Consider the following 22,493-nt stretch of genomic DNA (forward strand, 5'->3'; position numbering starts at 1 on the left):
ACGGTGACCACCGCACACGCGCCGGACCCGCCCTCCCCCGCCCGGGACAGCTGCGGACTGGTCCTCGTCGTCGAGGACGAACGCCCCATCTCCGACCTGATCCGGCTCTACCTGACCCGCGACGGCTTCGGTGTGCACACCTGCGCCGACGGGCCCGCCGGGCTCGCCGCCGCCCGTCGGCTCCGCCCGGTCCTCTGCGTGCTGGACATCGCGCTGCCTGGGATGTCCGGCACCGAGATCTGCCGGCAACTGCGCGCCGACGGCGACTGGACCCCGGTCATCTTCCTCACCGCCCGCGACGACGAGGCCGACCGGATCGTCGGGCTGGAACTCGGCGCCGACGACTACGTCACCAAGCCGTTCAGCCCGCGCGAACTGGTCGCCCGGGTCCGCGCCATCCGCCGCCGCGCCCTCGGCCCACCCGACGCCGAACCGGTGCACACGCTCGGCCCCATCGCCCTCGACCCGGCCCGACGTACCGTCACCGCCGCGCAGGGCCCGGTCGCCCTCACCTCCACCGAATTCGACCTGCTGGCACACCTGATCCGCCGACCCGGCCGGGTCTTCACCCGCGACGAACTGCTCGCCGCCGTCTGGGGGTACGCCGCCCACGCCGGCACCCGCACCGTGGACGTGCACATCGCCCAGGTGCGGGCGAAACTTGGCGAAGCAGCCGGCGTGCTCCGGACGGTACGCGGCGTCGGATACACCGCCGATGGCTGACCCCGGCCACGCCGCCGGCCAGCCTCGGTCCACTGGGCACCGGCTCACCGGTACCCTCACCGCACGTACGGTCGGCGTCGCCTGCGCCGTCGCCGTCCTGTCGGTGCTGGTCACCGCGGCGGTCGCGATCCCGCTCGGAGTCCGGGGCACCGAACGGGGAGCCCGAGCGGCCCTCGCCGCCAGAGCCGACCTGGTCGAAGTGGTCCTCGCCGACGCCGCCGGCACCGACCGCGCGGCGCTGGCCGGCCGGCTGGCCGCCAAGTTCGACGGACAAGGCGTCGAACTGCTGTACGTCGACCGTGGTGCGGCGGCGCCGCCGCGACTGCCGGCCGCGGTGGTACGCCGGCTCGCCGCCGGCGAACCGGTCAGCCAGCGGCGACCGGTCCGCGTCGACGGGCAGCCGGTCCTGCTCGAAGGCCGTCCCTTCGCCGACGGGACGGCCTTCGTACTGGTCCAGCCGCTGCGCGCCGGTGCCGGCCGGCTCGTCTGGAGCAATCTGTGGCTGGCGTTGGCCGCCGGGCTGGCCGCCGGGCTGATCGCCGGGGTGCTGCTCGCCGCCCGGCTGTCCCGACCGATCCGGGCCGCCGCCGACGCCGCGGTCCGGCTGCGGGCCGGCGACCGCACCGTACGGGTGCCGGTCGAACCACCGGTCGAGGCCGAACAGTTGGCCCACGCGCTCAACGATCTCACCGCCGCGCTCGCCGTCAGCGAGGCCCGGCAACGCGACTTTCTGCTCTCCATCTCGCACGAGCTGCGGACCCCGCTGACCACCCTGCGTGGCTACGCCGAGGCGATCGCCGACGGCGTGGTCGACGTCGACGACGCCGCGCAGACCGGCCGGATCATGCTCGGCGAGGCGCACCGGCTGGACCGGCTGGTCAGCGACCTGCTGGCACTGGCCCGGTTGGAGGCCTCCGACTTCGCCCTGGAGCTGACCGAGGTGGACCTCGGCACGGTGCTGACCGACGCGGTCGACGCCTGGCGGCCCCGGTTCACCGGCAACGGCGTGACACTGACCGCGTCGCCGCCGACGACACCCGTGCTGGTCCGCACCGACCCGGGTCGGCTGCGACAGGTCCTCGACATCCTGCTGGACAACGCGCTGCGAGTGGTGCCGGCCGGCGGCACGGTGCGGCTCGGCGTACCGCCGGTCACGGTCGCCGCGGACCCACACACCGTCGCAATCCAGGTGCACGACGACGGCCCCGGTTTCACCGACGACGACCTGGCGGTGATTTTCGAGCGCGGCGCGTTGCAGCACCGGTACCGGGGCGAACGGTCGGTCGGCTCCGGGATCGGCCTGGCGCTGGCCGCCGGGCTCACTCGACGTCTCGGCGGCCAGATCATCGCCGGACACTCCCCCGGTGGCGGCGCCGCCTTCACCGTGCGCCTGCCGCGCCGGCCGACGGCTCCCGGCCGGGCCGACGGCCTTACCTGATCCGAACATCATCCTGACCGGACCTTCGCCGGCACCGCCGAAGCTTGCCTCATGAGACATTTACTTGGCAGGACAGCACTGGTCGGCACCGCGGCGGGGGCGGTCACCCTGCTGGCGCTCACCGGCTGCGGGGTCAGCCGGACGACCGACGGGCCCGACGGGGTGGATCCCGTCGCTGTCGCGGCGGTGGACACCCTCGACTACGGCGACTTCGACTTCGCCGGCGACGAGCATCCAGGCTGGCGGGACGGATTCCCCGGCCGGTGGTCGGGGCGGCACGGTGGCGGGCCGCGCGGCGCGGCCGGGCTACACGGCGCCAGGCTGCACGGCGAGCTGACCGTGCAGACCGACGACGGCCCCCGCACCATCGTCATGCAACGTGGCACGGTCCAGTCCGTCGACGGCACCACGATCGCCGTCGAGTCGTCGGACGGCTTCGTCCTCGACTGGACCTGCGCCGACGAATGCCGGGTGGTCGACGACGGCGACGAGGTGGAGCTGTCCAGCCTGGACGTCGATGCCGAGGTCGGCGTGGCCGGGCTCCGCGACGGTGCCGACCTGGCCGCCCGGGTCGTGCGTCAGCCGAAAGCGGAGTGACCCGACCTTACGGGCAGCCCCAGTAGTGGCGGCCGCCGGATGGGCGTGGAGCAGCGCGACCGCTCAACGCCCGTCCGGCGGCCGATCGTTGAGGACCCGCGCAGCCCAGCACCCGGAAGCGAAACAGGATCCATCACCCTGGCAGGCTGGCCCGGCGCAACGACATGGCCAGCCAGGGCAGCAGCGCGGCCAGCAGCAGAATCGACAGCAGCGGCAGCCGCCAAGCCCAGGAGACGGTCGCCGGTGGTGGGTCCGGCGTGCCGGCGACCCACGGCCGGGCGGTCTTGGACCAGGCGAGGAACCCGTCGCCGACCGGGAGCAGGCCGAAGGCGTACCGCCTGGTGTTCGGGGTGTCCACCGGCAGACCGACGAACTCGCCGTAGTTGGCCAACGCGCCGGCCAGCGTGGCGTCGCCGTGCAGTTGCGCGGCGCCGAGGGTCACCACCGTCGCCGACAGGCTCACGCCCAGCGGCAGCGGCCCGGAGTCGACGTCGGCCGGCCCGTCGGTCCCGGCCCGGTACTCCAACACCGCCGGACCGAGCCACAACGGCGAGGCCACGAACTCCCGTCGGAACCTCAGATACTGCTCCCGGGCGAACGCCGCGTCGATCTCCGGCAGGAAGCGGTGAATCAGAGCCTGTGAGGTGCCCCGGGCCACCTCGGCCGGGTCTCCGGTCGCCGAATTCACCCGGTGCGGCAGCAGCCCGGTGGCCGGGTCGAGCCGCTGCCGTACGTCGACCAGCCAACGGCCGACCGTGGCATCGAAACGGGCCGGCAGTAGGTGGTCGTGCAGCCGCAGCGACGCCATCGCCACCGTCGAGTCGACCGGCCACGCCTGCCCGTGGTACGCCGGCAGGAACGGCGTCCCGGCCGCGTCGAAGGCCCCGCCGAGCGCCACGGCGGCATCGGTGAACCGGGCCAGCTCGCCCGGATCCCGACCGTCCGCCGGTTGCAGACTGAGTACGCCGCCGCGCAGCCAGTTGGTCCAGCCCTGGTAGAAGACGCCGTACTCGGGGGTCAGGTCGGCCGGAAACGGTGCCCGCCCGGCGGGTGATTCCAATCGCGACAACGCCCAGCGGGCCTCGGTCAGCGCCTGTGCCCGCTGCGCCGCCGGGGCGCGCAACCCCAGGTCGACCCAGGCCAGTCCGTACAGGGCGTGGCTGAAGAAGTAGCCCTCCGGGAAGAGCTGCTGGGCCTGTTCGCCGGCGCCGTCGTCGAGCGCGGACCGCAGAAAGGTCAGCTGCCGGCGTACGCCCGACGGCTCCCCATCAATTCCGGCGGTGGCCGGTGCGACCAACCGCACCGCCCCGACGACGGCCGCCGCGGTGACCAGCAGTGCGACGACCAGCCGCAGTGCGCGGCCGACACCTGCGGCAGTTGAGGTCACGCGGTCAAGTATGTCCGGCCGCCGTGCCGCCCACCGATCTGCTCCCGGACCTCGACCAGTTGCCGGCGATCGCGGACGTCGTCGGCATCGATCTCGCGCCGGGCGTCACGCGGGCCTTCCCGCCCGGACTGCCCCGACTCGTCGTGCACACCGCGACGCGGATCCACGTACCGGTAGAAGACCAGCCGGCTTGCGGCCATCAACGAGGTTCGCCTCGGCACCTAGCCGGGCAGGACCGTCAGCCGGCCTGTTTGCGCGGGGCGACGCTACGGAACCGTTCGTGTGCCGACTGTCGACTGATGCCGAGCGCGTTACCGATCTCGGCCCAGGACAGCCCGGCCTCGCGGGCCGCCACCACGGCCCGTTCGATCAGTGGTCGCTGCCAGCGTTCCACCTCGGCGAGGACGGCAAGCGCCTGTAGTGGCCAGGTGGTGGCCAGCTCGGCGACGTTGTCCCGCAGCGTGTCGGAGCGGTTCAGCAGCCAGCCCGGCGGCGCGGCGGCCAGAATCGGTCGCAGGTGGACACCCCATTCGGAGGTGGCCATCCAGCGCCCTTCGTCGGCGGCGGGATAGTCACTGGCGCCGGTCCATCCACAGCGGCATCGCGCCCGGTAGCCGACCGTACCGGCGGGCTCCACCGCGTCGATGCTCAGCGTCCCGTCCGGCAGCCGGAACCCGATGAGGCTCTCGTGCCCTGGGACCAGTTCCTCTGCCATCCCGCAAGCATATGTTCGTCAGGTTGTCCTGACATCATGCGTCAGGCTAGCCTGACACGATCACTCACCGCGGCCATCCGGTGGCCCACTTCCCGACTGGAGCATTGCGTTGACTGTCATCGACGGCGAGGTCGCAACCGGCTTCGAGCCGGTCCGGGAGGCTTTCGTGCTTCGAGCAGCGGGCGGAGATCGGAGCCGCCGTCAGCGTCTATCGGCACGGCCAAGAGGTGGTGCGGCTCTGGGGTGGGGTCGCCGACCCGCAGACCGGTCGGCTCTGGCAGGAGGACACCCTCCAGGTGGTCTTCTCGGCGACCAAGAGTGTGCCGGCGGCCTGCGCGCATCTACTGGTCCAACGAGGAAAGCTCGACCTGGCAGCGCCCGTGGCCGAGTACTGGCCCGAGTTCGCGGCCGCCGGCAAGAATGACATCCCCGTCCGCTGGCTGCTGTCGCACCGAGCGGGGCTGCCGGTGCTCGACCAACCGGTTCCGCTGGCGGACGCGCTGACCTGGGAGCCGGTCGTGACCGCGCTCGCGGCCCAGACACCCACCTGGGAGCCGGGCACCGCGCACGGATACCACGGGCTCACCTACGGCTGGCTGGTCGGCGAAGTCGTACGCCGCGTCAGCGGCCGCAGCGTCGGCACCTACTTCGCCGAGGAGATCGCCGGACCGCTCGGCCTGGACTTCTGGATCGGCCTACCCGACACCGAGACACACCGGGTCGCCCCACTCGTCGAGCAACGGATCCCCCCATCCGACGCCGCGCCCGACACAGCGCCGGAAGCGCTGGCCGCGTACGCCGAGCCGGCCTCGCTGCTCGTTCGGTCGATGATGGTGACCGATCCGCCGCTCGACCTCGCCGACCCATCGACATGGGCTGCGGAGATTCCTGCGGTCAACGGCATCTGCACCGCCTCGTCGCTGGCCCGCTTCTATGCCGGTCTGATCGGTGCGGTCGACGGCGTCCGGATCCTCGACTCTGCCACCCTCGCCGCCGCGACCCGGCAACAGGCCGACGGAGTCGACCGGGTGCTGCTGACTCCGACCCGGCCGGCGCTCGGCTTCGGCCTGCCGGTGCCCGGCCAACCCTGGTGGTCACCGACCGCGTTCGGCTTCCCTGGCCACGGCGGCTCGCTCGGCTACGCGGACCCGGCCAGCGGGATCGCCTTCGGGTACGTGACGAACGGGCTGCGCGTCACGATGGGTTCCGATCCCAGGGTGGCCGCCCTGGTCGAGGCGCTGCGGGAACGTTGAGTTCCTTGTCGGGGGCGGAGGCCGTCAGACGCGACGGCCCCCGCCCGTACCGGCTGGGTCAGCACGGCGGCGCTCACCGGGCGGTGGCCCGGCGTGCGGTTGTCAGGCGTACGTTTCGAACTCGGCGACCCGGGGGGTGCCGCTCGCGCCGGTGATCTCGAAGTTGATTTTGTTCAGTGAGGTCGCGCTGAAGGTGATCACGCCGGCCCCGCTGCCGGTGGCCAGGACGGCACCGTTGTCGTTGTTGACGACCCGCCAGGAACCGATCACTCCGACCGCACCGGACGCCTCACGGATGTTGATGCTGGAGACCCGGGTGGCGGAATCCCACTTGATCGAGATGCGGCCGGTCGAGCCGTTCGGCGACCAGTAGCTGCTCAGGTCGCCGTCGCGCACGTCGCCGTAGCTCGTGCCGCTGGCCTTGCTCGATCCGTCGGAGCCGGCCCCGATGCTGAGGTTGGTCCCGCCGGGCGGGTTCGGCCCGGGGGTGGTCGGGTTGGGACCCGGAGTGGTCGGGTTGGGACCCGGAGTGGTCGGAGCCGGGCTCTGTGGCGTGCAGCTGCCGTTCGACACCCGGTTGCCCTTGTTGGCGCCGGCCAGCTGCCGGACGAGGTTCGGCACACAGCTCGCACCGTCGAGGGGGTACGAGTACGGGATGCTGACGCTGGTGTTGGACTGCGGGTTCGGGCCGGCCGGGTTGGTGTCGCCGCCTCGACTCGACCAGGTCACGTTGTCGAAGATGTTGCCGCTGACCTGCCAGTAGCCGGCTTCGCTGGTGTAGAAGGTGCCCAGGACGTCCTTGGCGTCCTCGAAGTAGTTGTTGTCCACCTTGGCTCGGGCACCGGCCCGGGAGTTGATGCCGGACTCGTGCAGGTCCACGTAGTAGTTGTTGTACATGTGCCCGATACCGCCACGCAGCAGTGGGGTGCGGGAGTCGATGTTCTCGTACAGGTTGTGGTGGAACGTGACGTACCCGTTCGAGCGGTCGCTCTCGCTGGAGCCGACCAGGCCCCCGCGGCCGGAGTTGCGCAGGATGCTGTAGGACAGCGTCACGTACTGGGTGTTGTTCTTCATGTCGAACAGTCCGTCGAATCCTTCGGACTCTCCGCCCGAGGCTTCCAGGGTGACGTGGTCGACCCAGACGTTGCGGACGGTGGCCTCCATGCCGATGGCGTCACCGCCGTTGGAAGTCGGCGAGCCGGACTTCTTGACGTTACGGACCGTCACGTTCTGAATAATGATGTTGCTGGCCTCGCGGATGTGGATGCCGATCTCGTTGAAGACGGCTCCGCCGCCCACCCCGACGATCGAGACGTTGCTGATCTGCTTGAGCTCGATCACGTCATCGGCGGTGTTGCAGCTGTTGCCGGACACCTTGCTGGTGTTGCCGTGGTTGATGGTCCCCTGCACCTCGATGATGATCGGGGTGCTGCTGCTGGCCCGGTTACACAGGGCCGCGTGCAGGGCGGTGCCGGTACTGACCCGTACGGTCTGTCCGCCGGCGCCGCCGGTGGTGCCACCGTTCTGGGTCGCGTAGCCGGTGGCGCTGCCGGTGACCGAGGCCGATGCCTGGGGGATCGACAGCGCCACGCCGATCGTTGCCGCCACGGCGGTCGTTGCCGCCGCGGCGAGGAGTCGCAGTGCGACTGGTCGTCTCATCGTTGCTTCACCTTCTCCTGGTGTGGTCGCGGCGCGGGGACATTGCCCGTTCTGCCCACCGGCCGGCACTGATGTAACTCGATATGCCTCCCACCCGGCCCTGGCGTGAAACATCAACGAAACGTAATCGTAGGAAACCGCTTTCCTCAGGGCAAGAGCTGCCGTGTGCAGGTTTGTTGCATCTGTGAACCGTTCTTCGTCTCGTTCGCACTTCGACCCATATACGTCACCATCGGAGGGTCGGGGCGGAGTTAGCCTGCGACGATGCGGGTGAGTGGGCACGCGGTGGCGGTCTGCCCGCCCCGGTTCGTGGGCCGGGCGAGCGAGACCGCGGCGCTGATCGATGCGCTGAACCGGCCCTCGTCGATGGTGCTCGTGCGGGGCGAGGCAGGGATCGGGAAGAGTCGCCTGGTCCACGAGGCGTTGGCGGCGCTGCCGGCGCGCCGCGCCAGCACCCTGCTGGCGGTCTGCCCGCCGTTGCGGGAGTCGCTGACACTGGGCCCGATCGTCGACGCGCTGCGCGACGCCCGGCGCCGACTCGCTGGGGTACGGCTGAGCCCGCTCGCCGGCGCGCTGCGGCCGCTCGTACCGGAGTGGTCGGCCGAGCTGCCCCCGGCCCCGGAACCGATCGACGACGCCCGCGCCGCCCGGCACCGGTTGTTCCGGGCACTCGACGAGGTGATCGGCGCGCTCGGGGCGGATCTGCTCGTCGTCGAGGACGCGCACTGGGCCGACGAGGCGACCCTGGAGTTCCTGCTCTTCCTCGCCGCCCGCCGGCAGCCGGGCGGGCCGGCCCTGGTGCTGACCTACCGGCCGGAGGAGGTCGACGACCGGTCGCTGCTGCTGCGTCTGTCGGCGCGGCCGTCGCCCACCGGCGCACCGGTACGAATCACCCTGACCCCGCTGGACGTGACCGACACGGCGGCGCTGGTGTCGTCGATGCTCGACGGCAACCCGATGTCGGCCGAGTTCGTCAGCTTCCTGCACCAGCGCACCAGCGGGGTCCCGCTGGTGGTCGAGGAGTCGGTCCGGTTGCTCTGCGACCGGGCGGACGTGGTCTACCGCGACGGACGATGGGTCCGGCTGAGCCTGGACGAACTGCAGGTGCCCGAATCTGTGCGCGACGCGACCCGGGAACGGGTCGGCCGGTTGACCCCGCCGGCCCAACGGGTCCTGCGGGCCGCGGCAGTCCTGGCCGAACCGTGCGACGAGGCCACCCTCGCGGCAACCGCCGGGCTGCTGCGCCGGGCCTGCCGTACCGCTTCGGCCGAGGCCGCGGGGGCCGGCCTGTTGCAGTGCGACGGCGACGGCCCGGCCGACCGGTGGTGGTTCCGCCACGCGCTCGCCGCCACCGCCACCTACGACGCCATCCCTCGGGCCGAACGCCGCGTCCTGCACCTGCGCGCCGCCCACGCGGTCGAGGCGCTCGACCCGCCGCCGGTCGCCCGCTTGGCCCGGCACTTCCGGGAAGCCGGCGAGACCGCCGACTGGGCCCGGTACGCCGAGCAGGCCGCCGTCCGGATGATCGCCGCCGGTGACCACACCTCGGCCGTGGTCACCCTCGACGAGGTGCTGGCCACGGTGCGGCTCGCCGCACCCGAGCAGGCCCGGATCGCCCGTACGGCGGCCGTGGCGGCGCTCGGTCGACGGGAACCGGTCGACGACGTGTACCACCGGGTGGTCGCCACCCTGCGTACCGTCCTGGGCCGCACCAAGCTGACCTCCCGGCAGCAGGCGGACATCCGCAACCCGCTGGGCCGGCTGCTGATCATCGGTGGTGAGGCACAGGCCGCGCTGACCGAACTCGGCAACGCCGTCGACCATCTCGACGATCCACTGGAGGCTGCCCGGGCGATGACCTACCTCGGCTGGGCGTACGCCGGCCCGTGGCCGGCCGCCACCCACCTGCGCTGGCTGCGCCGCGCCGCCGCGCTGATGCCCGACATCGTCGCCGCCGCCGACCGGCTGTCGCTGACCGGCAACCGGGCGGCCGCGCTGCTGATGCTCGGTGAGCCCGAGGCGTGGGAGCTGGTGGCCAGGCTGCCCGTCGACGGCGCGACCTCGGCCGAACGACACGACATCGCCCGGATCCACGCCAACATCGGCACCGGCGCGCTGCTCTGGGGCCGGTACGCCGACGCGGCACGGCACCTGCAGGTCGCGTTGGCCCTCGCCGACGTCGAGCAGTTGACCCGGCTGCGGTACAACATTCTGATCGAACAGGCCAACCTGGACTGGTACGCCGGGCGGTGGGACGGTCTGGCACGCCGCGCCGGCGACCTCGCCGAGGCCGACCGGGACCGCCCCGGTGTCTACCTGGCCGGGGTCCGCCTGGCCGGCCGGCTGGCCGCCGCGCACGGCCGGCGGCACACCGCCGAGCAGCAGTTCCAGCTGGCGTTGGACGAGGCGACCGGGCGCGGCGCGGTCGACGACACGATGGAGCCGGCGGCGGCGCTGGCCCGGCTGTGGCTCGACGACGGTCAGATCGACCGGGCGGTACGGGTCACCGAGGCACCGATGGCGACCGTCGCCGCGAAGCGGGTATGGGTGTGGGCCACCGACATCGCGCCCGCCCGGGTCGCGGCGCTGCTCGCCGCCGGTCAGCCGGGCGCGGCCGCCGAACTGGTCCGCCGGTTCGCCCGGGGGTTGGCCGGCCGCGACGCGCCCGGCCCGCAGGCCGCACTCGCGACGTGCCGGGCAACGCTGGCCGCCGCCGCCGGTGACCACGACCGGGCCGCAGCCGGTTTCGACCGGGCTGCCTGCGCCTGGACGGCCCTGCCCCGTCCGTATGACGCCCTGCTGGCCCGCGAGCGGCAGGCGGCGGCGCTGCTGGCGGCCGGTCGGGCCGGGTCGGGCCAGGAGTTGCTGGCCGAGATCCACGCCGCGCTGTCCGACCTCGGTGCGCGCGGCGACGCGGACCGGGTGGCGACGCGGCTACGCGCGCACGGCGGGCAGGTGCCGCGCCGCTGGCGTGGCGGCCGCAAAGGGTACGGCGACCAACTGTCCCCACGGGAGCTGGACGTGGTCCGGTTGGTGGCGGCCGGACACACCAACCGGGAGATCGGCCGGATCCTGACCAAGTCGTCTGCCACGGTGGACCAGCAGCTGCGGTCGGCGATGCGCAAGTTGTCGGTGTCCACCCGGACGGCACTCGCGGTCGCCGTCGTGGAGGCCGGTGTCCTCGCGACGGACGACTGAAACGGCTCGGCAACCAGGCCGACACCGAACCGCGCACATCGACCGCGACCGGTCGAATCTTTGACGTATCTACTGGATAGCTAGCCATCCGCCGGCTCAGCAGCATGACTTGCATGCACGAGCCACCAGGGCGGTCCACGGATGGACCCGGCCCCGACCCCGAATCCGACCTACCCGGTCCGGGCGGATCCGTACTCGATGAACCCGAGCCGGGCGCGGAGGCGGCACCCGACGGTGGCCCCGGTACCGGCGCGACCTGCAGCGCGGAACGTCGTGACCCTTACCAACCCCTGTGACGGGCGCGGCGTGCCCACCCGCGTGGCCGATCCCACGGAAGGAACCCCGATGAGACCCATCGCACGAGCGTTGTCGCTGGTGCTGCTGGCCGGTGTGGCGTTTGCCGCGCCGCACCCGGCGGCGGCGGCGGTACCCTGGCCCGGCCCCGATCCGGGCGGTGACCCGACACGCGCCGTCGGCGACAAGATCCAGCCCGAGCTGGAGCAGTCGCTGCAGGCCGACGGCAGCACCGACCTGTGGATCCGCTTCGCCGAGCGGGCCGACCTGGCGCAGGCACGGCAGATCGACGACTGGACGGCGCGCGGCGAGGCGGTCGCCGAGGCGCTGCGGACCACCGCCGCCACCAGTCAGACAAACGTCCGGCACCTGCTCGACACCGAGGGTGTGACCTACCAGGCGTTCTGGGCCAGCAACGCGATCTACGTACAGGACGGCTCGTCGATGCTGGCCCAGGAGCTGGCGGCTCGGCCCGACGTAGCAGGCCTCTACCAGCCGGTCGAGTACCACCTGATCGAACCGACCCCGAATGGGCCGGCCCGCGACGAAGCCGACGGTGCGGGTGAGCGCGGGATCGATGCCGAGGACGTCGAGTGGGGCATCGCCAATATCAACGCCGACGACGTGTGGGGGAAGTTCGGCACCAGGGGCGCCGGCATCACTGTCGCCAACGTGGACACCGGTGTCCAGTTCGACCACCCGGCGCTGGTCGCCCAGTACCGGGGCAACCTGGGCAATGGTGCGTTCGACCACAACTACAACTGGTTCGACGCGGACAGCCGGTGCACCGCGGCACCGTGTGACCGGGGCTCGCACGGCACCCACACGATGGGCACGATGGTCGGCGACGGCGGCCCCGGCAACCGGATCGGCGTCGCCCCCGAGGCGAACTGGATCGCGGCGAACGGCTGCTGCCCGACCGACGCGGCGTTGGTCGCCTCCGGCCAGTGGCTGCTGGCACCGACCGACCTCGACGGCCAGAACCCCGACGCCGGCAAACGTCCGCACATCATCAACAACTCGTGGGGCAGTACGCAGCCCTCCCTGGACCCGTTCATGGAGGACGTTTCGCTGGCCTGGGACGCCGCCGGCATCCTCGGCATCTGGTCCAACGGCAACAGCGGCGCGCAGGGCTGCCAGTCCAGTGGGTCGCCTGGTAGCCGCTCCGTGAACTACTCGGTCGGCGCGTACGACGTCGACAACCGGATCGGCTCCTTCTCCGGCCGTGGTCCGGGCCAGGACGGCGAGTTCAAGCCGAACATCTCGGCCCCCGGCGTCGACGTGCGTTCGTCTGTTCCAGGCGGCTACCGCGCCACCGACGGCACCTCGATGGCCGCCCCGCACGCCGCCGGCGCGGCGGCACTGCTGTGGTCGGCGGCACCGGCGCTGATCGGTGACACCGACGCCACCCGGGAGCTGTTCGACCGCACCGCGATCGACACCGCCGACCCGCAGTGCGGCGGCACCGGCGCGGACAACAACGTGTACGGCGAAGGCCGCCTCGACGCGCTGGCGCTGCTGGAGGCGGCTCCGGTCGGTGACACCGGCACCCTGTCCGGTGTGGTCACCGACGCGGCGACCGGTGCGCCGGTCGAGGGCGCGACGGTTGCCATCGGCAGCGAGACGGTCCGGGAGCGGGTCACCGCGGCGGACGGCTCCTACTCTGCCCGGTTGACCGTCGGGACCTACCCGGTGACGGTCACCGCGTTCGGCTACGCCGAGCAGAGCACCGAGGTGACCATCACCCTGGGCGCCACGACCGTCGAGGACGTGGCGCTGACCGCGCTGCCGACGATGACGCTCAGCGGGCTGGTCCGGGACGGCTCCGGGCACGGCTGGCCGCTGTACGCCAAGGTCAGCGTGGCCGGCACCGAGGTCAGCACCTTCACCAACCCGTTCAACGGCCGGTACCGGCTGGTCCTGCCGACCCACGCGACGTACACCCTGGTGGTGGAGCCGCAGTACGACGGCTACGGCACCGTCGAGCAGCCGGTGCAGGTACACGGCGGCAACCGGACCATGGACGTGGCCGCGCCGGTGCAGCGGTGCGCCTCCGCACCCGGCTACGCCTTCTCCGCCGGGATCGGGATCCTCGGCGACGAAAACGGGCAAATCGGTTCCTTCCTCGACGACCAGGGCGTCCCGACCACCGAGGTCGGCTGGGACACCGACGTGTCCGGCTACGACGCGATCATCGTCAACCGGCCGAGCAACCCCGGCGAGGAGACGTTCCTGCGGTTCCTGGCGGACACCGACGCGGCCGGCGTGGGTGTGCTGTTCCTGGACACCTGGTCCAACGTGGGTGGTAACGGCATCTACCTGCTCAGCCAGTACACCGGTAACCCGGGGGCCCGCAGCAGCGGCATCGTCTACGACACCGAGGGCGACCTGTCGTACCAGGTGATGCAGGAACACCCGGTGGTGGAAGGGTTCCCGCTCGGCGGACGGATCGCCTTCGACGAGACTGACAACTACTCCAAGTACTACGGCTTCTTCGACGCCTACGGCGGCGAGGGTCGGATGGTCGTCGCCAACGCCGTCACCTCGGAAGTCGGCACCGTCGGGGTCGGCATCGGGGTGCAGCAGCGGACGAACAACCGGCACGTGCTGCTGTCGATGCACGCCGCCAGCTACAACACCGGGCCGCAGACCTGGCACGACGACAGCGCCCGGGTCTTCAGCAACGCGGTGGACTGGATCGCCGAGACCGAGTTCGAGTGTGTGAAGGTCGAAGGCGGGCTGGCCGTCGGCTTCGTCCGGGACGCCAACACCGGCACCGGGCTGGCCGACGCCGCGGTGACGCCGGTGGACGGCTCCGTCGGCACCCGTACCGTCGCCACGCCGCAGGACCCGGACCTCGACGACGGCTTCTACGCCCTGTTCTCCCCCGCCGGCCGGCACCGGATCACCGCTTCGGCGAACCAGTACGCGGAGCTGGCCCGGTGGGCCGAGATCACCGAGGACTGGACCACCCGGCACAACTACAAGCTGGCCGCCGGGCAGCTGACCGTCACCGGCACGCCGGTCGAGGCGACCGTGCCGCTCGGTGCGGCCACGACCACCGAGCTCACCGTCACCAACACCGGCGGCGCGCCGGCCGAGGTGGAGCTGAGCGAACGGGCCGGCGAGTTCGAGATCGCCCGCGCCGACGGCACCGTGGTCGGGTCCCGGGCGATCGCATCGGCACCGGGCGCGCCGGTGCGGCGTGTTCCGGTCGACGTGCCGATCGAGCGGCTCTCCGGCGCGGACCCGGCTGCCGGGTTCGGGCCGACCGCCGCACCGACGGCGACGGCGACGCCGACCCCGGCCGCTGAGCCGTGGCTCAGCCTGCCAGGTCTGCCCCGGACGGTGATGGACAACAGCGCGGTCACCGTCAACGGCAAGCTGTACTCGTTCGGCGGGTCCACCGGATTGTCGTCGCTGGCAGAGGTTCACGCCTTCGACCCGGCCGCCCAGTCCTGGACCCGGCTCGCCGACATGCCCCACGGTGCCCGCAGTCAGGCCGCCGAAGGCGTCATCGACGGCAAGGTCTACCTGGTCAGCGGCTGGAGCACGCTGAACACCGACACGCTGATCTTCGACCCGGCCACCAGCGGATGGCGCAAGGGCGCCGACGTGCCGGCCGCATCGGCCGCCGCCGGCTCGGCGGTGCTCGACGGCCAACTGTACGTGATCGGCGGCTGCACCACGACCAGCTGCACGCCGAACAGCGACCAGGTGTTCCGCTACGACCCACGCGGCGACACCTGGGAAACCGTGGCCCCGTACCCGGTGCCGATCGGCTGGCAGTCCTGCGGCGCGGTCGGCGGCGGGATCACCTGCGCCGGCGGGCTGTCCAACAGCCAACCAGTGACCGCCAGCTACTCCTACGACCCGAACAGCGACGCCTGGACGCCGGTAGCGGACCTGCCGGTGAACCTGTGGGGCTCGGCCTACCACAGCGCCGACAACCAGCTGCTGATCTCCGGCGGCGGCACCGGCAACCAGGCGATCACCAACCAGGGGTACGTCTACGATCCGGTGACCGACGCGTGGTCGAGCCTGCCAGCGGCCAACAGCCCCGGCTTTCGGCCGGGTAGCGCCTGCGGGCTCTACCGGGTCGGCGGATCGGCGGTCGTCGGATTCCAGCCGACGACCACGGTGGAACTGCTGCCCGGCTTCGACCAGTGCGGGTCGTCAACCGACACCGAATGGTTGACGGTGGACCCGGGCAGTGCCACGATCGCCCCCGGTGAGAGCCTCACGGTGACGCTGACCCTGACCGCCGAGGTGGCCCAGCCGGGCGTCTACACCACCGGTGTCACCGTCTTCGAGAACACTCCGTACGCGGTGGACGCGGTGCCGGTGACGATGACGGTCACCCCGCCGGACACCTGGGGCAAGATCACCGGAACGGTCTCCGCCGTGGGCTGCGACGGCGACCGGACCCCGATCACCGGGGCGACGGTGCAACTGAGCACGTGGACGATGGAGCTGCCGTTGACCACCGGCGCCAAGGGCGACTACGCCCACTGGCTCGACCACCGGCACAACCCGGTCACGATGATCGTCGCCAAGGACGGCTACATGCCGCAGACCCGCCAGACCCAGATCACCGCCGGTGGCGTACGGGTCGAGGAATGGGCACTGCGCCAGGTGTGCGGCCGATCGGCGGGTGCGCTGGAGACCAGCTGACCCGTGACCCGGCACACCGGTAGATGACCCGTCGACGGTGAGCAGCGTGTGTACGCCCCGAGGAGACCCCTCGGGGCGTACACCATTGTCTGCCGCGACCCGGCATGTGTCACCACCAGGACGGTTGTCGCCATCAGGCCCCAGCTGTGGTCCCGCTCGACGCGGGCGCCGGGCAGCCAGCGGTCCAGCAACATCCGCTGCTGGCAAGTGAGCTTGCTCAGCGCCGGGTCCACCGCCCAGATCCTACGGCCGGTGGCACCGACCTGCGGCCACGCAGAGTCGGCCGCCGGGCGGCCACGACGGCGGCGAGGCGCGTCGTTGGTGCCGTAGCCGGTGATGTACGACTGTCCGAGTGCGTTGCGGGCGTGTCACACCCCGGCCTGCCGAATGCCGGCTTGTCAGTTCGTGCAGAGCGCGCTGACCGTGACGTTGTAGACATGCCAGGAGCCGTTCGGCGCGGTGAACACATTGCTGGCGTTCGTCGCCCAGTTCGCGCAGGCCACGCCGACGGTGAGAATGTCGGCGCGAGCAGCCTGGGCCCCGTTCTGGATCGCGCTGGTCGAGGTGGCACCACTGCCCTGCCGGGTGGCCGAGCGGGCAACGGTGTACGACGGCGGCGGCGGGGCCGGTACACAGTAGCCGGTGGCTGTCGCCTCGTAGACGTACGCCGAGCCGTCGGGCGCGGTGTAGAGGTGTCGCGGCGCAGGGACCGTGACATTGCTGCAGGTCTCACCGAGGTTCGCGGCGAGCGAGGTGAGCGCCGCGCGGGCGTTGTTCGCCGCGTTCTGCTGTCCGGCGGCCGGGCTCGGCCCCCATCCGGTGGATGTCGCCGACCGCCACGAAGCAGCCTGCGCTGCTGCCGCCGGGAGCACGAAGAGCCCCATGGTGACAGCCAGAGCGACAACCGTCAACCGGCGAAGCGGCCAGCTGATCAGCCCGCCCTTTTGCCTGTCGAAACCATTCACGTGTCTGTCCCTTTCCGACGGATGAGCATCGCATTGTCCTGACGCCCCGAAGGTCATCACTGTGATACTAGTCAATGTCTTGGGAATATCGAACAGCCGGAGACGGCGCGCACGACGACGGACGCGCCCGGCCGCACTGATCACCTCGTAGGGTGACCGAGCCGGTCCACGGTTGACTTCGAGCGTGCTCGAAGTGGGAGGCTTCGGCCGCACCAGAGATCGCGGCGGAAGGAACATAGGGCGATGGAGAAGCGTAGCCTCGGCAGCATCGGACCGGTCAGCGTCCTCACCCTCGGTGGGGGCGGGCTGGGCCAGGTGTGGGGCGTCACCGACCGGGACGAGGCGGTGGCGACCGTACGGGAGGCGGTCGACGCCGGCATCGACCTGCTCGACGTCGCACCCGGCTACGGCGACGGCGAGGCGGAGCAGGTGGTCGGCGCGGCCTTCGACGGCAACCTGCCGGCCGGCGTACGTGTCGTCACCAAATGCGGGCTCGGCAACCCGGCTGCCGGTGACGTCGCGGCCCTGCTGGAGAAGTCCCTCGACGACAGCCTGCAGCGGCTGCGGGTGTCGTTCGTCGACGCACTACTGCTGCACAACCCGATCGTGGCACAGGCCGCGCCGGGCACCACCGGGGTGACCTCCGCCGGCCTGTTCGCCGAAGCCGTCCGGCCGGCGCTCGAGGACCTGGTCCGACGCGGCCGGATCGGCGCCTGGGGGATCACCGCCGTCGAGGAGCCGGACGTGATCATCCGGGTGCTCGGCGATCAGCCGTCCCCGGCGGTCGCCCAGTGTGTGACGAACCTGCTCGACTCCCCCGGCGATCTGCTGATGCCCGGCAGCGGGGGCTCCCGGCCGCGCGACATCCTGTCGGCCGCCGGCCGGCACGGCGTCGGGGTGATGGGCATCCGGGCGGTCGCGGCCGGCGCGTTCACCGACGCCGTCGACCGGGACCTGCCGCCGGAGCATCCGACCATGGTCGACTTCCGGCGGGCCGCGCCGCTGCGTGAGCTGGCCCGCGAACTGGGTGAGTCGGCCGCGTCACTGGCCCACCGGTACACGCTGTCGATGCCCGGCGTCGACACCGTTGTCCTCGGTGTGAAGAACCGCACCGAGCTGCGCGAATGCCTTGCGGCGGAGGCCGCCGGTCCGCTTCCGGCCGACCTGATGGCGACCATCGACGCCCGCGTCGGCGATCAGGCATCCAAGTAGCGGGGCGGCGCCGCGTCGGTGAGCCACACCCCGTTGGCGCTGCGGTAGAACAGGTGCCCGGCACGGGCCATCGCCGCCGCGTCGACGGTGAGGACGACGACGCCACCGGCCCGTCGGGCACCGACCCGTCGGGCCGTGTCGGTGTCCGCCGACAGGTGTACGTGGTGCCGCCGGGCCCGGTGCAGCCCGGTGGCCCGGATCGAGTCGAGCACGGCGGCGGTGGTGCCGTGGTAGAGCCGTTCCGGCGGCGGCAGCGCGACCAGCCCCAGGTCGATCGGGACCGAATGCCCCTGGTTCGCCCGAATCTGCTCGGTGCCGTCGGGGTCGCGGCGCAGCGCGAACCGGTCGGGCGCATGGCGCAGCGCCAGCGACATCCGTTTGCTCAATTTGATCAATACCTTGTCGTTCACACCGGCATTGTCGCCGTACGGCGCACCCGCCCGCATCGGCATTGCCGCCAGCCGAACACACCCCACCAGAGCATCACCGGTAGATGCAGGGCATAGCCGAGCTGTTCCACCGCGGCGGCCACCCCGGCCCGCCGCAGCCCGGCGGCGAGCATGGCAAGCAAAGACCCCAGCAGCAGTACGCCCGTCAGCCGGGCAGCGGCATCGCGTTCAACGGCATCCATGGCGGCACGCTAGAACCCTGCCGCAGAGGCAGAGTCAACCCAGCGGGACAGGAGGACAGCGGCGTGTGACGGACCGGTGAGGTGACGCGCATGGTCGGAGTGTCCGAACGCACCCTGCGGCACTACGACAAGCTCGGGCTGTCGCTGCGCCGGATCGCCGACGGTGCCGCTGACCTGGCTTTGCGGCTGGCCGGAGCCGGGTTTCCGGGCGGCGGTGGCGACCGACGTCGGAGGACCACCTGGTCGACGGCGACGGCGCGACCACCACTGTCCTGGAGATTCCCGTCGCCGCTCGTCCGGATCGGTGATCAGTGGGCCCGGGGTGTCAGCCGGGTGTGTTTGGCTTGCCGCTATGCCGCATCCGATCATGTTCGACGACGCCGACCCGCTGCTCGCCCAGGTGCGCCGGCTCGCCCTGGCCTTTCCCGACGCCGCCGAGAAGGTCTCCCACGGGCGACCGACGTTCTACACCACGAAGGTGTTCGCCTACTACGGCGGTTCGATGAAGGTCGACGGTGTCTACCAGCAGCATGATCACTCCGTACTGGTGCTGGCGGACCCGGACGAACGGGCAGCCCTGCTGGCCGAGCTGCGCTGCTACGCCCCGGCGTACCTGGCCAGCTCCGGCTGGGTCGGGGTGGACCTGGCCGACGACACTGACTGGTTGGAGATCGGCGAGCTGCTCGACGCCAGCTACCGACGTACCGCCGGGCCCCGCCGGGTCGCCCGGCTCGACGGCCAGTAGGTCGATGGCCCGGCCGCCCGGCAGGCCTAGGGCGGTCCTCCCTGGCAGGTTACGTGATCAGCCGGTGAGGAACCGGTGAGCGTTGCCGCCGCGCAGGGCGGCCCGCTGGTCGGCGGTGAGGAAGTCCGCCTTGTCGATCACCGCGCCGACCGGCCGCTCCCCCAGCGGGTACGGGTAGTCGCTGCCCAGCAGCACCCGGTCGGCACCCATCGTGTCGACCAGCAGCCGCAGCGCCGCCGGGTCGAACACCACCGAGTCGGCGTAGAACCGGTCCAGGTAGTGGCTCGGCGGGTGTGCCGACCGGCCGCGTACCACGTCGCCCCGGCGGTGCCAGGCGTTGTCGGCGCGGCCCAGCCAGAACGGGAAGCTGCCGCCGCCGTGGGCGAAGCAGATCCGCAGCGTACGGGGCAGCTGGTCGAAGCCGCCGCCGAGGATCAGCGCGATGATCGACAGGTGGGTCTCGGCGGGCATGCCGGACAGCCAGCGGGCCATCCACCGATCCAGCCGTGGACCGGCCGGCATGTCCCACGGGTGGACGAACACCGGCGCGCCGACGTCGGCGCAGTGCCGCAGGAAGGCGACGATGCCGGCGTCGTCGAGGTCGCGGTCACCGACGTGGTTGCCGATCTCCACCCCGGCGTGCCCGGCGGCCAGGCAGCGGTCCAGCTCGGCGCAGGCGGCGTCCGGGTCCTGCAGCGGCACCTGGCAGAACGGCACCAGCCGGCCACCACCGGCAGCGGTGGCTTCCAGGGTCAGGTCGTTGAAGATCCGGGCCACCTTGACCGCCTGGTCGGCGGGGCGGTCGTAGGCGAAGAACACCGGCGTCGGCGAGACGACCTGGACGTCCACCCCGTCGACGTCCATGTCGGCCAGCCGGGTGGCCGGGTCCCAGGTCTGCGGGCCAACCGGCCGGAACTCCGTCTGACCCACCATGATCATCGCGGCCCGTTCGGAGTCGACCCGCAGCCACGGCCAGCCGGTCCCGCCACAGGCGGCGGCAAGATCCGGCCAGCCTCTGGGCACCAGATGGGTGTGGACGTCGATGGTCCGGTCGGCGTCGGTCACGGCGAGGTTCAGCCCTTGCCCGGGTGCAGAGCGCCGCACTTGCCGCAGGTGCGAGCCGACTCGTCACCGTAGAAGGCGGTGAACACCGGCGGCAGGTCGGCGACGATGTCGCGTACCTGCAGCTCGACGGAGTGCACCAGGTTGCCGCAGTCGAGGCAGTACCACTGGAACTTCTCCAGGGTGCCCTCCTCGCGGACCCGTTCGATGACGACCCCGATCGAGCCGGCCTCCGGGCGTTGCGGCGAGTGCGGTACGAATCCGGGCAGCACCCACATCTGGCCTTCGCGGATGTGCACGGTCTGCGGCCCGTCGTCGGTCATCAGGTTGACGTGCATGTTGCCTTTGACCTGGTAGAAGAATTCCTCGTACGGGTCGACGTGGAAATCGGTGCGCTGGTTCGGGCCGCCGACGACCTGCACGATGAAATCGTCGCCGGTGGGGAACAGCTGCTTGTTGTTCACCGGCGGCTTGAGCAGGTGCTCGTTCTCACTGACCCAGTTGGGAAAGTTGACCGGTTCGGCGATGTCGCTCACGGGTGTCACTCCTTCCGGGTGGGGGCGTCGGCCGGTGCCACGGCGACGGCCTGGATCTCGATGAGCAGGTGCGGGTGCGGCAGCTGATGGACGGCGACGGTGGTGCGGGTGGGTCCGGTGTGGTCGAAGTGTTGCGCCCAGACCTGGTTGTAGCCGCCGAAGTCGTTCATGTTGACCAGGTAGGTGGTGACCGAGACCAGGTCGGTCAGGTTGGCGCCGGCGGCGGCGAGCAGGTCGGCGATGTTGGCGATCACCGCGCGGGTCTGTTCCCGGATGTCAAGCTCGGTCGTGCCGAAGGCATCGACGGTGGCCCCGGCGATGGTGTTGTCGGGGCGGCGGCTGGACGTACCGGAGACGAAGATGAACCCGCCGGCTGTTTTGACGTGCGGGAACGCCCCGCGTGGGGTGGCCTTTCCGGCGACCAGGTGCGCGGTCACCGCGTACCTCCTGCGGTGGTGGTGAAGCCCGCGGTGCCGAGCCCTTGGACGGTGGCCCGCACGTGCGCACCGGGGACCAGCGGCACCGCGGCGGTGGCGGCGCCGGCGAGGAAGATCCAACCGCCCTGCAGGGCGGGACCGTGCCGGCCGGCGAGGGCGATGCCGGCGGCGAGGGCCCGGCGGGGGTCACCGAGGATGGCCGCCGTCGATCCGGTCTGCACCGTGTGGCCGTCGACGTCGAGCAGTACGCCGAGGTTGTCCACTTCGTCGGGGACCGGCTGCCACTGCCCGATGGTGAACAGCGCGGCGGAGGTGTTGTCGGCGATCACGTCGGGCAGCGAGAAGGTGAAGTCGCGGTAGCGGGAGTCGATGACCTCCAGGGCGGGGGCGACGGCGCGGACGGCGTCGGTGAACGGCATTCCGGGGGTGGGTGGCCGGTCGAGGAGGAAGGCGATCTCGGGTTCGACGCGGGGGTGGATCAGCCCGGTGATGTCGACGCTGCCGCCGTCGGGGACCTGGGTGGTGTCGGTGAGGTGGCCGAGGATCGGGGAGTCGACGCCGACCTGGGCCATTTTCGCCTGGCTGGTCAGCCCCATCTTGACGCCGACGACGTGTTCGCCCCGGCCGGTGCGGCGGGCGATCAGGGCCTGCTGCAGCCGGTACGCCGCGTCGACGTCGATGCCGTGCACCTCGGCGAGCTGTGGGATCGGGGTGCCGGTGACCGCCGCCTCGTCGAGCCGGGCAGCCAGCCCGTCGAGGTCAACGTCTGCGCTGGTGGTCACTGGCTGCCTCCGTGGGCGGTGTTGGCGGCGTCGGCGAGGTCCAGCGCGACGTCGGTGATCATGTCTTCCTGGCCGCCGACCATCCGTCGCCGGCCGAGTTCGATCAGGATGGATCGCACGTCCAGGTGGTAGCGGTCGGCGGCGCGTTCGGCGTGGCGCAGGAAGCTGGAGTACACCCCGGCGTA

General features: G+C 71.6%; 18 protein-coding genes and 3 pseudogenes. 9 read left to right on the forward strand and 12 right to left on the reverse strand.

The window, feature by feature from the left end; all coding sequences use genetic code 11:
• Window positions 1-3: 3 nt before the first annotated feature.
• The 3 genes from ACFHVL_RS23005 to ACFHVL_RS23015 are packed head-to-tail and all read left to right on the forward strand — an operon-like array spanning window position 4 to window position 2,758.
• The gene (locus ACFHVL_RS23005) at window positions 4-723 is read left to right on the forward strand and encodes a response regulator transcription factor (protein WP_416630502.1); all 720 of its coding nucleotides are present in this window, start codon (window positions 4-6) and stop codon (window positions 721-723) included.
• Window positions 716-2,161, forward strand: coding sequence for a sensor histidine kinase (locus ACFHVL_RS23010; RefSeq protein WP_416630503.1), 1,446 nt, complete (start codon window positions 716-718; stop codon window positions 2,159-2,161). The genes ACFHVL_RS23005 and ACFHVL_RS23010 overlap by 8 nt, the downstream gene beginning before the upstream one ends.
• 51 nt (window positions 2,162-2,212) lie before the next feature.
• On the forward strand, window positions 2,213-2,758 hold the full coding sequence (locus ACFHVL_RS23015) for a hypothetical protein (protein WP_416630504.1): 546 nt from the start codon (window positions 2,213-2,215) through the stop codon (window positions 2,756-2,758).
• 133 nt (window positions 2,759-2,891) lie between these two features.
• On the opposite strand, the gene ACFHVL_RS23020 is transcribed toward ACFHVL_RS23015, so the two are convergent.
• The 3 genes from ACFHVL_RS23020 to ACFHVL_RS23030 are packed head-to-tail and all read right to left on the reverse strand — an operon-like array spanning window position 2,892 to window position 4,860.
• Window positions 2,892-4,145: a hypothetical protein gene (locus tag ACFHVL_RS23020; RefSeq protein WP_416630505.1), complete on the reverse strand. Its 1,254-nt coding sequence runs from the start codon at window positions 4,143-4,145 to the stop codon at window positions 2,892-2,894.
• A complete protein-coding gene (locus ACFHVL_RS23025) occupies window positions 4,142-4,345 on the reverse strand; it encodes a hypothetical protein (RefSeq protein WP_416630506.1) in 204 nt (67 codons plus the stop codon). Before ACFHVL_RS23025 ends, ACFHVL_RS23020 begins: the two co-directional genes overlap by 4 nt.
• A 38-nt stretch (window positions 4,346-4,383) precedes the next feature.
• Entirely contained in the window at window positions 4,384-4,860 is a 477-nt protein-coding gene (locus ACFHVL_RS23030; RefSeq protein ID WP_416630507.1) for a hypothetical protein, read from the reverse strand.
• A gap of 109 nt (window positions 4,861-4,969) precedes the next feature.
• Here ACFHVL_RS23030 and ACFHVL_RS23035 point away from each other — a divergent pair.
• A pseudogene (locus ACFHVL_RS23035) lies at window positions 4,970-6,113 on the forward strand (serine hydrolase domain-containing protein).
• Window positions 6,114-6,215: 102 nt separating this feature from the next.
• On the opposite strand, the gene ACFHVL_RS23040 reads toward ACFHVL_RS23035, so the two are convergent.
• Complete coding sequence (locus ACFHVL_RS23040) at window positions 6,216-7,772, reverse strand: pectate lyase family protein (RefSeq protein ID WP_416630508.1); 1,557 nt, start codon at window positions 7,770-7,772, stop codon at window positions 6,216-6,218.
• 264 nt (window positions 7,773-8,036) lie between these two features.
• Between ACFHVL_RS23040 and ACFHVL_RS23045 the strand changes: the two genes are divergently transcribed.
• Together ACFHVL_RS23045 and ACFHVL_RS23050 are read left to right on the forward strand one after the other, a co-directional pair.
• A complete protein-coding gene (locus ACFHVL_RS23045; protein WP_416630509.1) occupies window positions 8,037-10,970 on the forward strand; it encodes an AAA family ATPase in 2,934 nt (977 codons plus the stop codon).
• A 345-nt stretch (window positions 10,971-11,315) separates the two neighbouring features.
• Window positions 11,316-15,938 (forward strand): S8 family serine peptidase, encoded by a 4,623-nt coding sequence (locus ACFHVL_RS23050; RefSeq protein WP_416630510.1) that lies wholly within the window; start codon window positions 11,316-11,318, stop codon window positions 15,936-15,938.
• 398 nt (window positions 15,939-16,336) lie between these two features.
• Here ACFHVL_RS23050 and ACFHVL_RS23055 read toward each other — a convergent pair whose 3' ends face one another.
• Window positions 16,337-16,849: a hypothetical protein gene (locus tag ACFHVL_RS23055; protein WP_416630511.1), complete on the reverse strand. Its 513-nt coding sequence runs from the start codon at window positions 16,847-16,849 to the stop codon at window positions 16,337-16,339.
• 297 nt (window positions 16,850-17,146) lie between these two features.
• Between ACFHVL_RS23055 and ACFHVL_RS23060 the strand changes: the two genes are divergently transcribed.
• Window positions 17,147-18,115, forward strand: a complete 969-nt coding sequence (locus ACFHVL_RS23060; RefSeq protein WP_416630512.1) for an aldo/keto reductase — start codon at window positions 17,147-17,149, stop codon at window positions 18,113-18,115.
• On the opposite strand, the gene ACFHVL_RS23065 is transcribed toward ACFHVL_RS23060, so the two are convergent.
• Window positions 18,100-18,525, reverse strand: coding sequence for an RNA 2'-phosphotransferase (locus tag ACFHVL_RS23065; protein WP_416630513.1), 426 nt, complete (start codon window positions 18,523-18,525; stop codon window positions 18,100-18,102). The genes ACFHVL_RS23060 and ACFHVL_RS23065 overlap by 16 nt on opposite strands.
• Window positions 18,522-18,746, reverse strand: a complete 225-nt coding sequence (locus ACFHVL_RS23070) for a hypothetical protein (protein WP_416630514.1) — start codon at window positions 18,744-18,746, stop codon at window positions 18,522-18,524. The genes ACFHVL_RS23065 and ACFHVL_RS23070 overlap by 4 nt, the downstream gene beginning before the upstream one ends.
• Before the next feature lie 78 nt (window positions 18,747-18,824).
• Between ACFHVL_RS23070 and ACFHVL_RS23075 the strand changes: the two are divergent.
• A pseudogene (locus ACFHVL_RS23075) lies at window positions 18,825-19,280 on the forward strand (hypothetical protein); the annotation flags it as partial.
• Window positions 19,162-19,491, forward strand: a complete 330-nt coding sequence (locus tag ACFHVL_RS23080) for an MmcQ/YjbR family DNA-binding protein (RefSeq protein WP_416630521.1) — start codon at window positions 19,162-19,164, stop codon at window positions 19,489-19,491. The pseudogene ACFHVL_RS23075 and the gene ACFHVL_RS23080, both read left to right, overlap by 119 nt.
• 57 nt (window positions 19,492-19,548) lie before the next feature.
• Here ACFHVL_RS23080 and ACFHVL_RS23085 read toward each other — a convergent pair whose 3' ends face one another.
• The 5 genes and pseudogenes from ACFHVL_RS23085 to ACFHVL_RS23105 form a co-directional block, all read right to left on the reverse strand.
• The gene (locus ACFHVL_RS23085; RefSeq protein ID WP_416630515.1) at window positions 19,549-20,595 is read right to left on the reverse strand and encodes an amidohydrolase family protein; all 1,047 of its coding nucleotides are present in this window, start codon (window positions 20,593-20,595) and stop codon (window positions 19,549-19,551) included.
• Complete coding sequence (locus ACFHVL_RS23090; protein WP_416630516.1) at window positions 20,565-21,089, reverse strand: 3-hydroxyanthranilate 3,4-dioxygenase; 525 nt, start codon at window positions 21,087-21,089, stop codon at window positions 20,565-20,567. Before ACFHVL_RS23090 ends, ACFHVL_RS23085 begins: the two co-directional genes overlap by 31 nt.
• A 5-nt stretch (window positions 21,090-21,094) precedes the next feature.
• Complete coding sequence (locus tag ACFHVL_RS23095; protein WP_416630517.1) at window positions 21,095-21,526, reverse strand: RidA family protein; 432 nt, start codon at window positions 21,524-21,526, stop codon at window positions 21,095-21,097.
• Window positions 21,523-22,308: a 2-keto-4-pentenoate hydratase gene (locus tag ACFHVL_RS23100; RefSeq protein ID WP_416630518.1), complete on the reverse strand. Its 786-nt coding sequence runs from the start codon at window positions 22,306-22,308 to the stop codon at window positions 21,523-21,525. The genes ACFHVL_RS23095 and ACFHVL_RS23100 overlap by 4 nt, the downstream gene beginning before the upstream one ends.
• Window positions 22,305-22,493: pseudogene (locus tag ACFHVL_RS23105) on the reverse strand (4-hydroxy-2-oxovalerate aldolase); the annotation flags it as partial. The pseudogene ACFHVL_RS23105 and the gene ACFHVL_RS23100, both read right to left, overlap by 4 nt.

Source organism: Micromonospora sp. LOL_023, from assembly GCF_048060115.1.
Taxonomy (GTDB): Bacteria; Actinomycetota; Actinomycetes; order Mycobacteriales; family Micromonosporaceae; genus Micromonospora_E.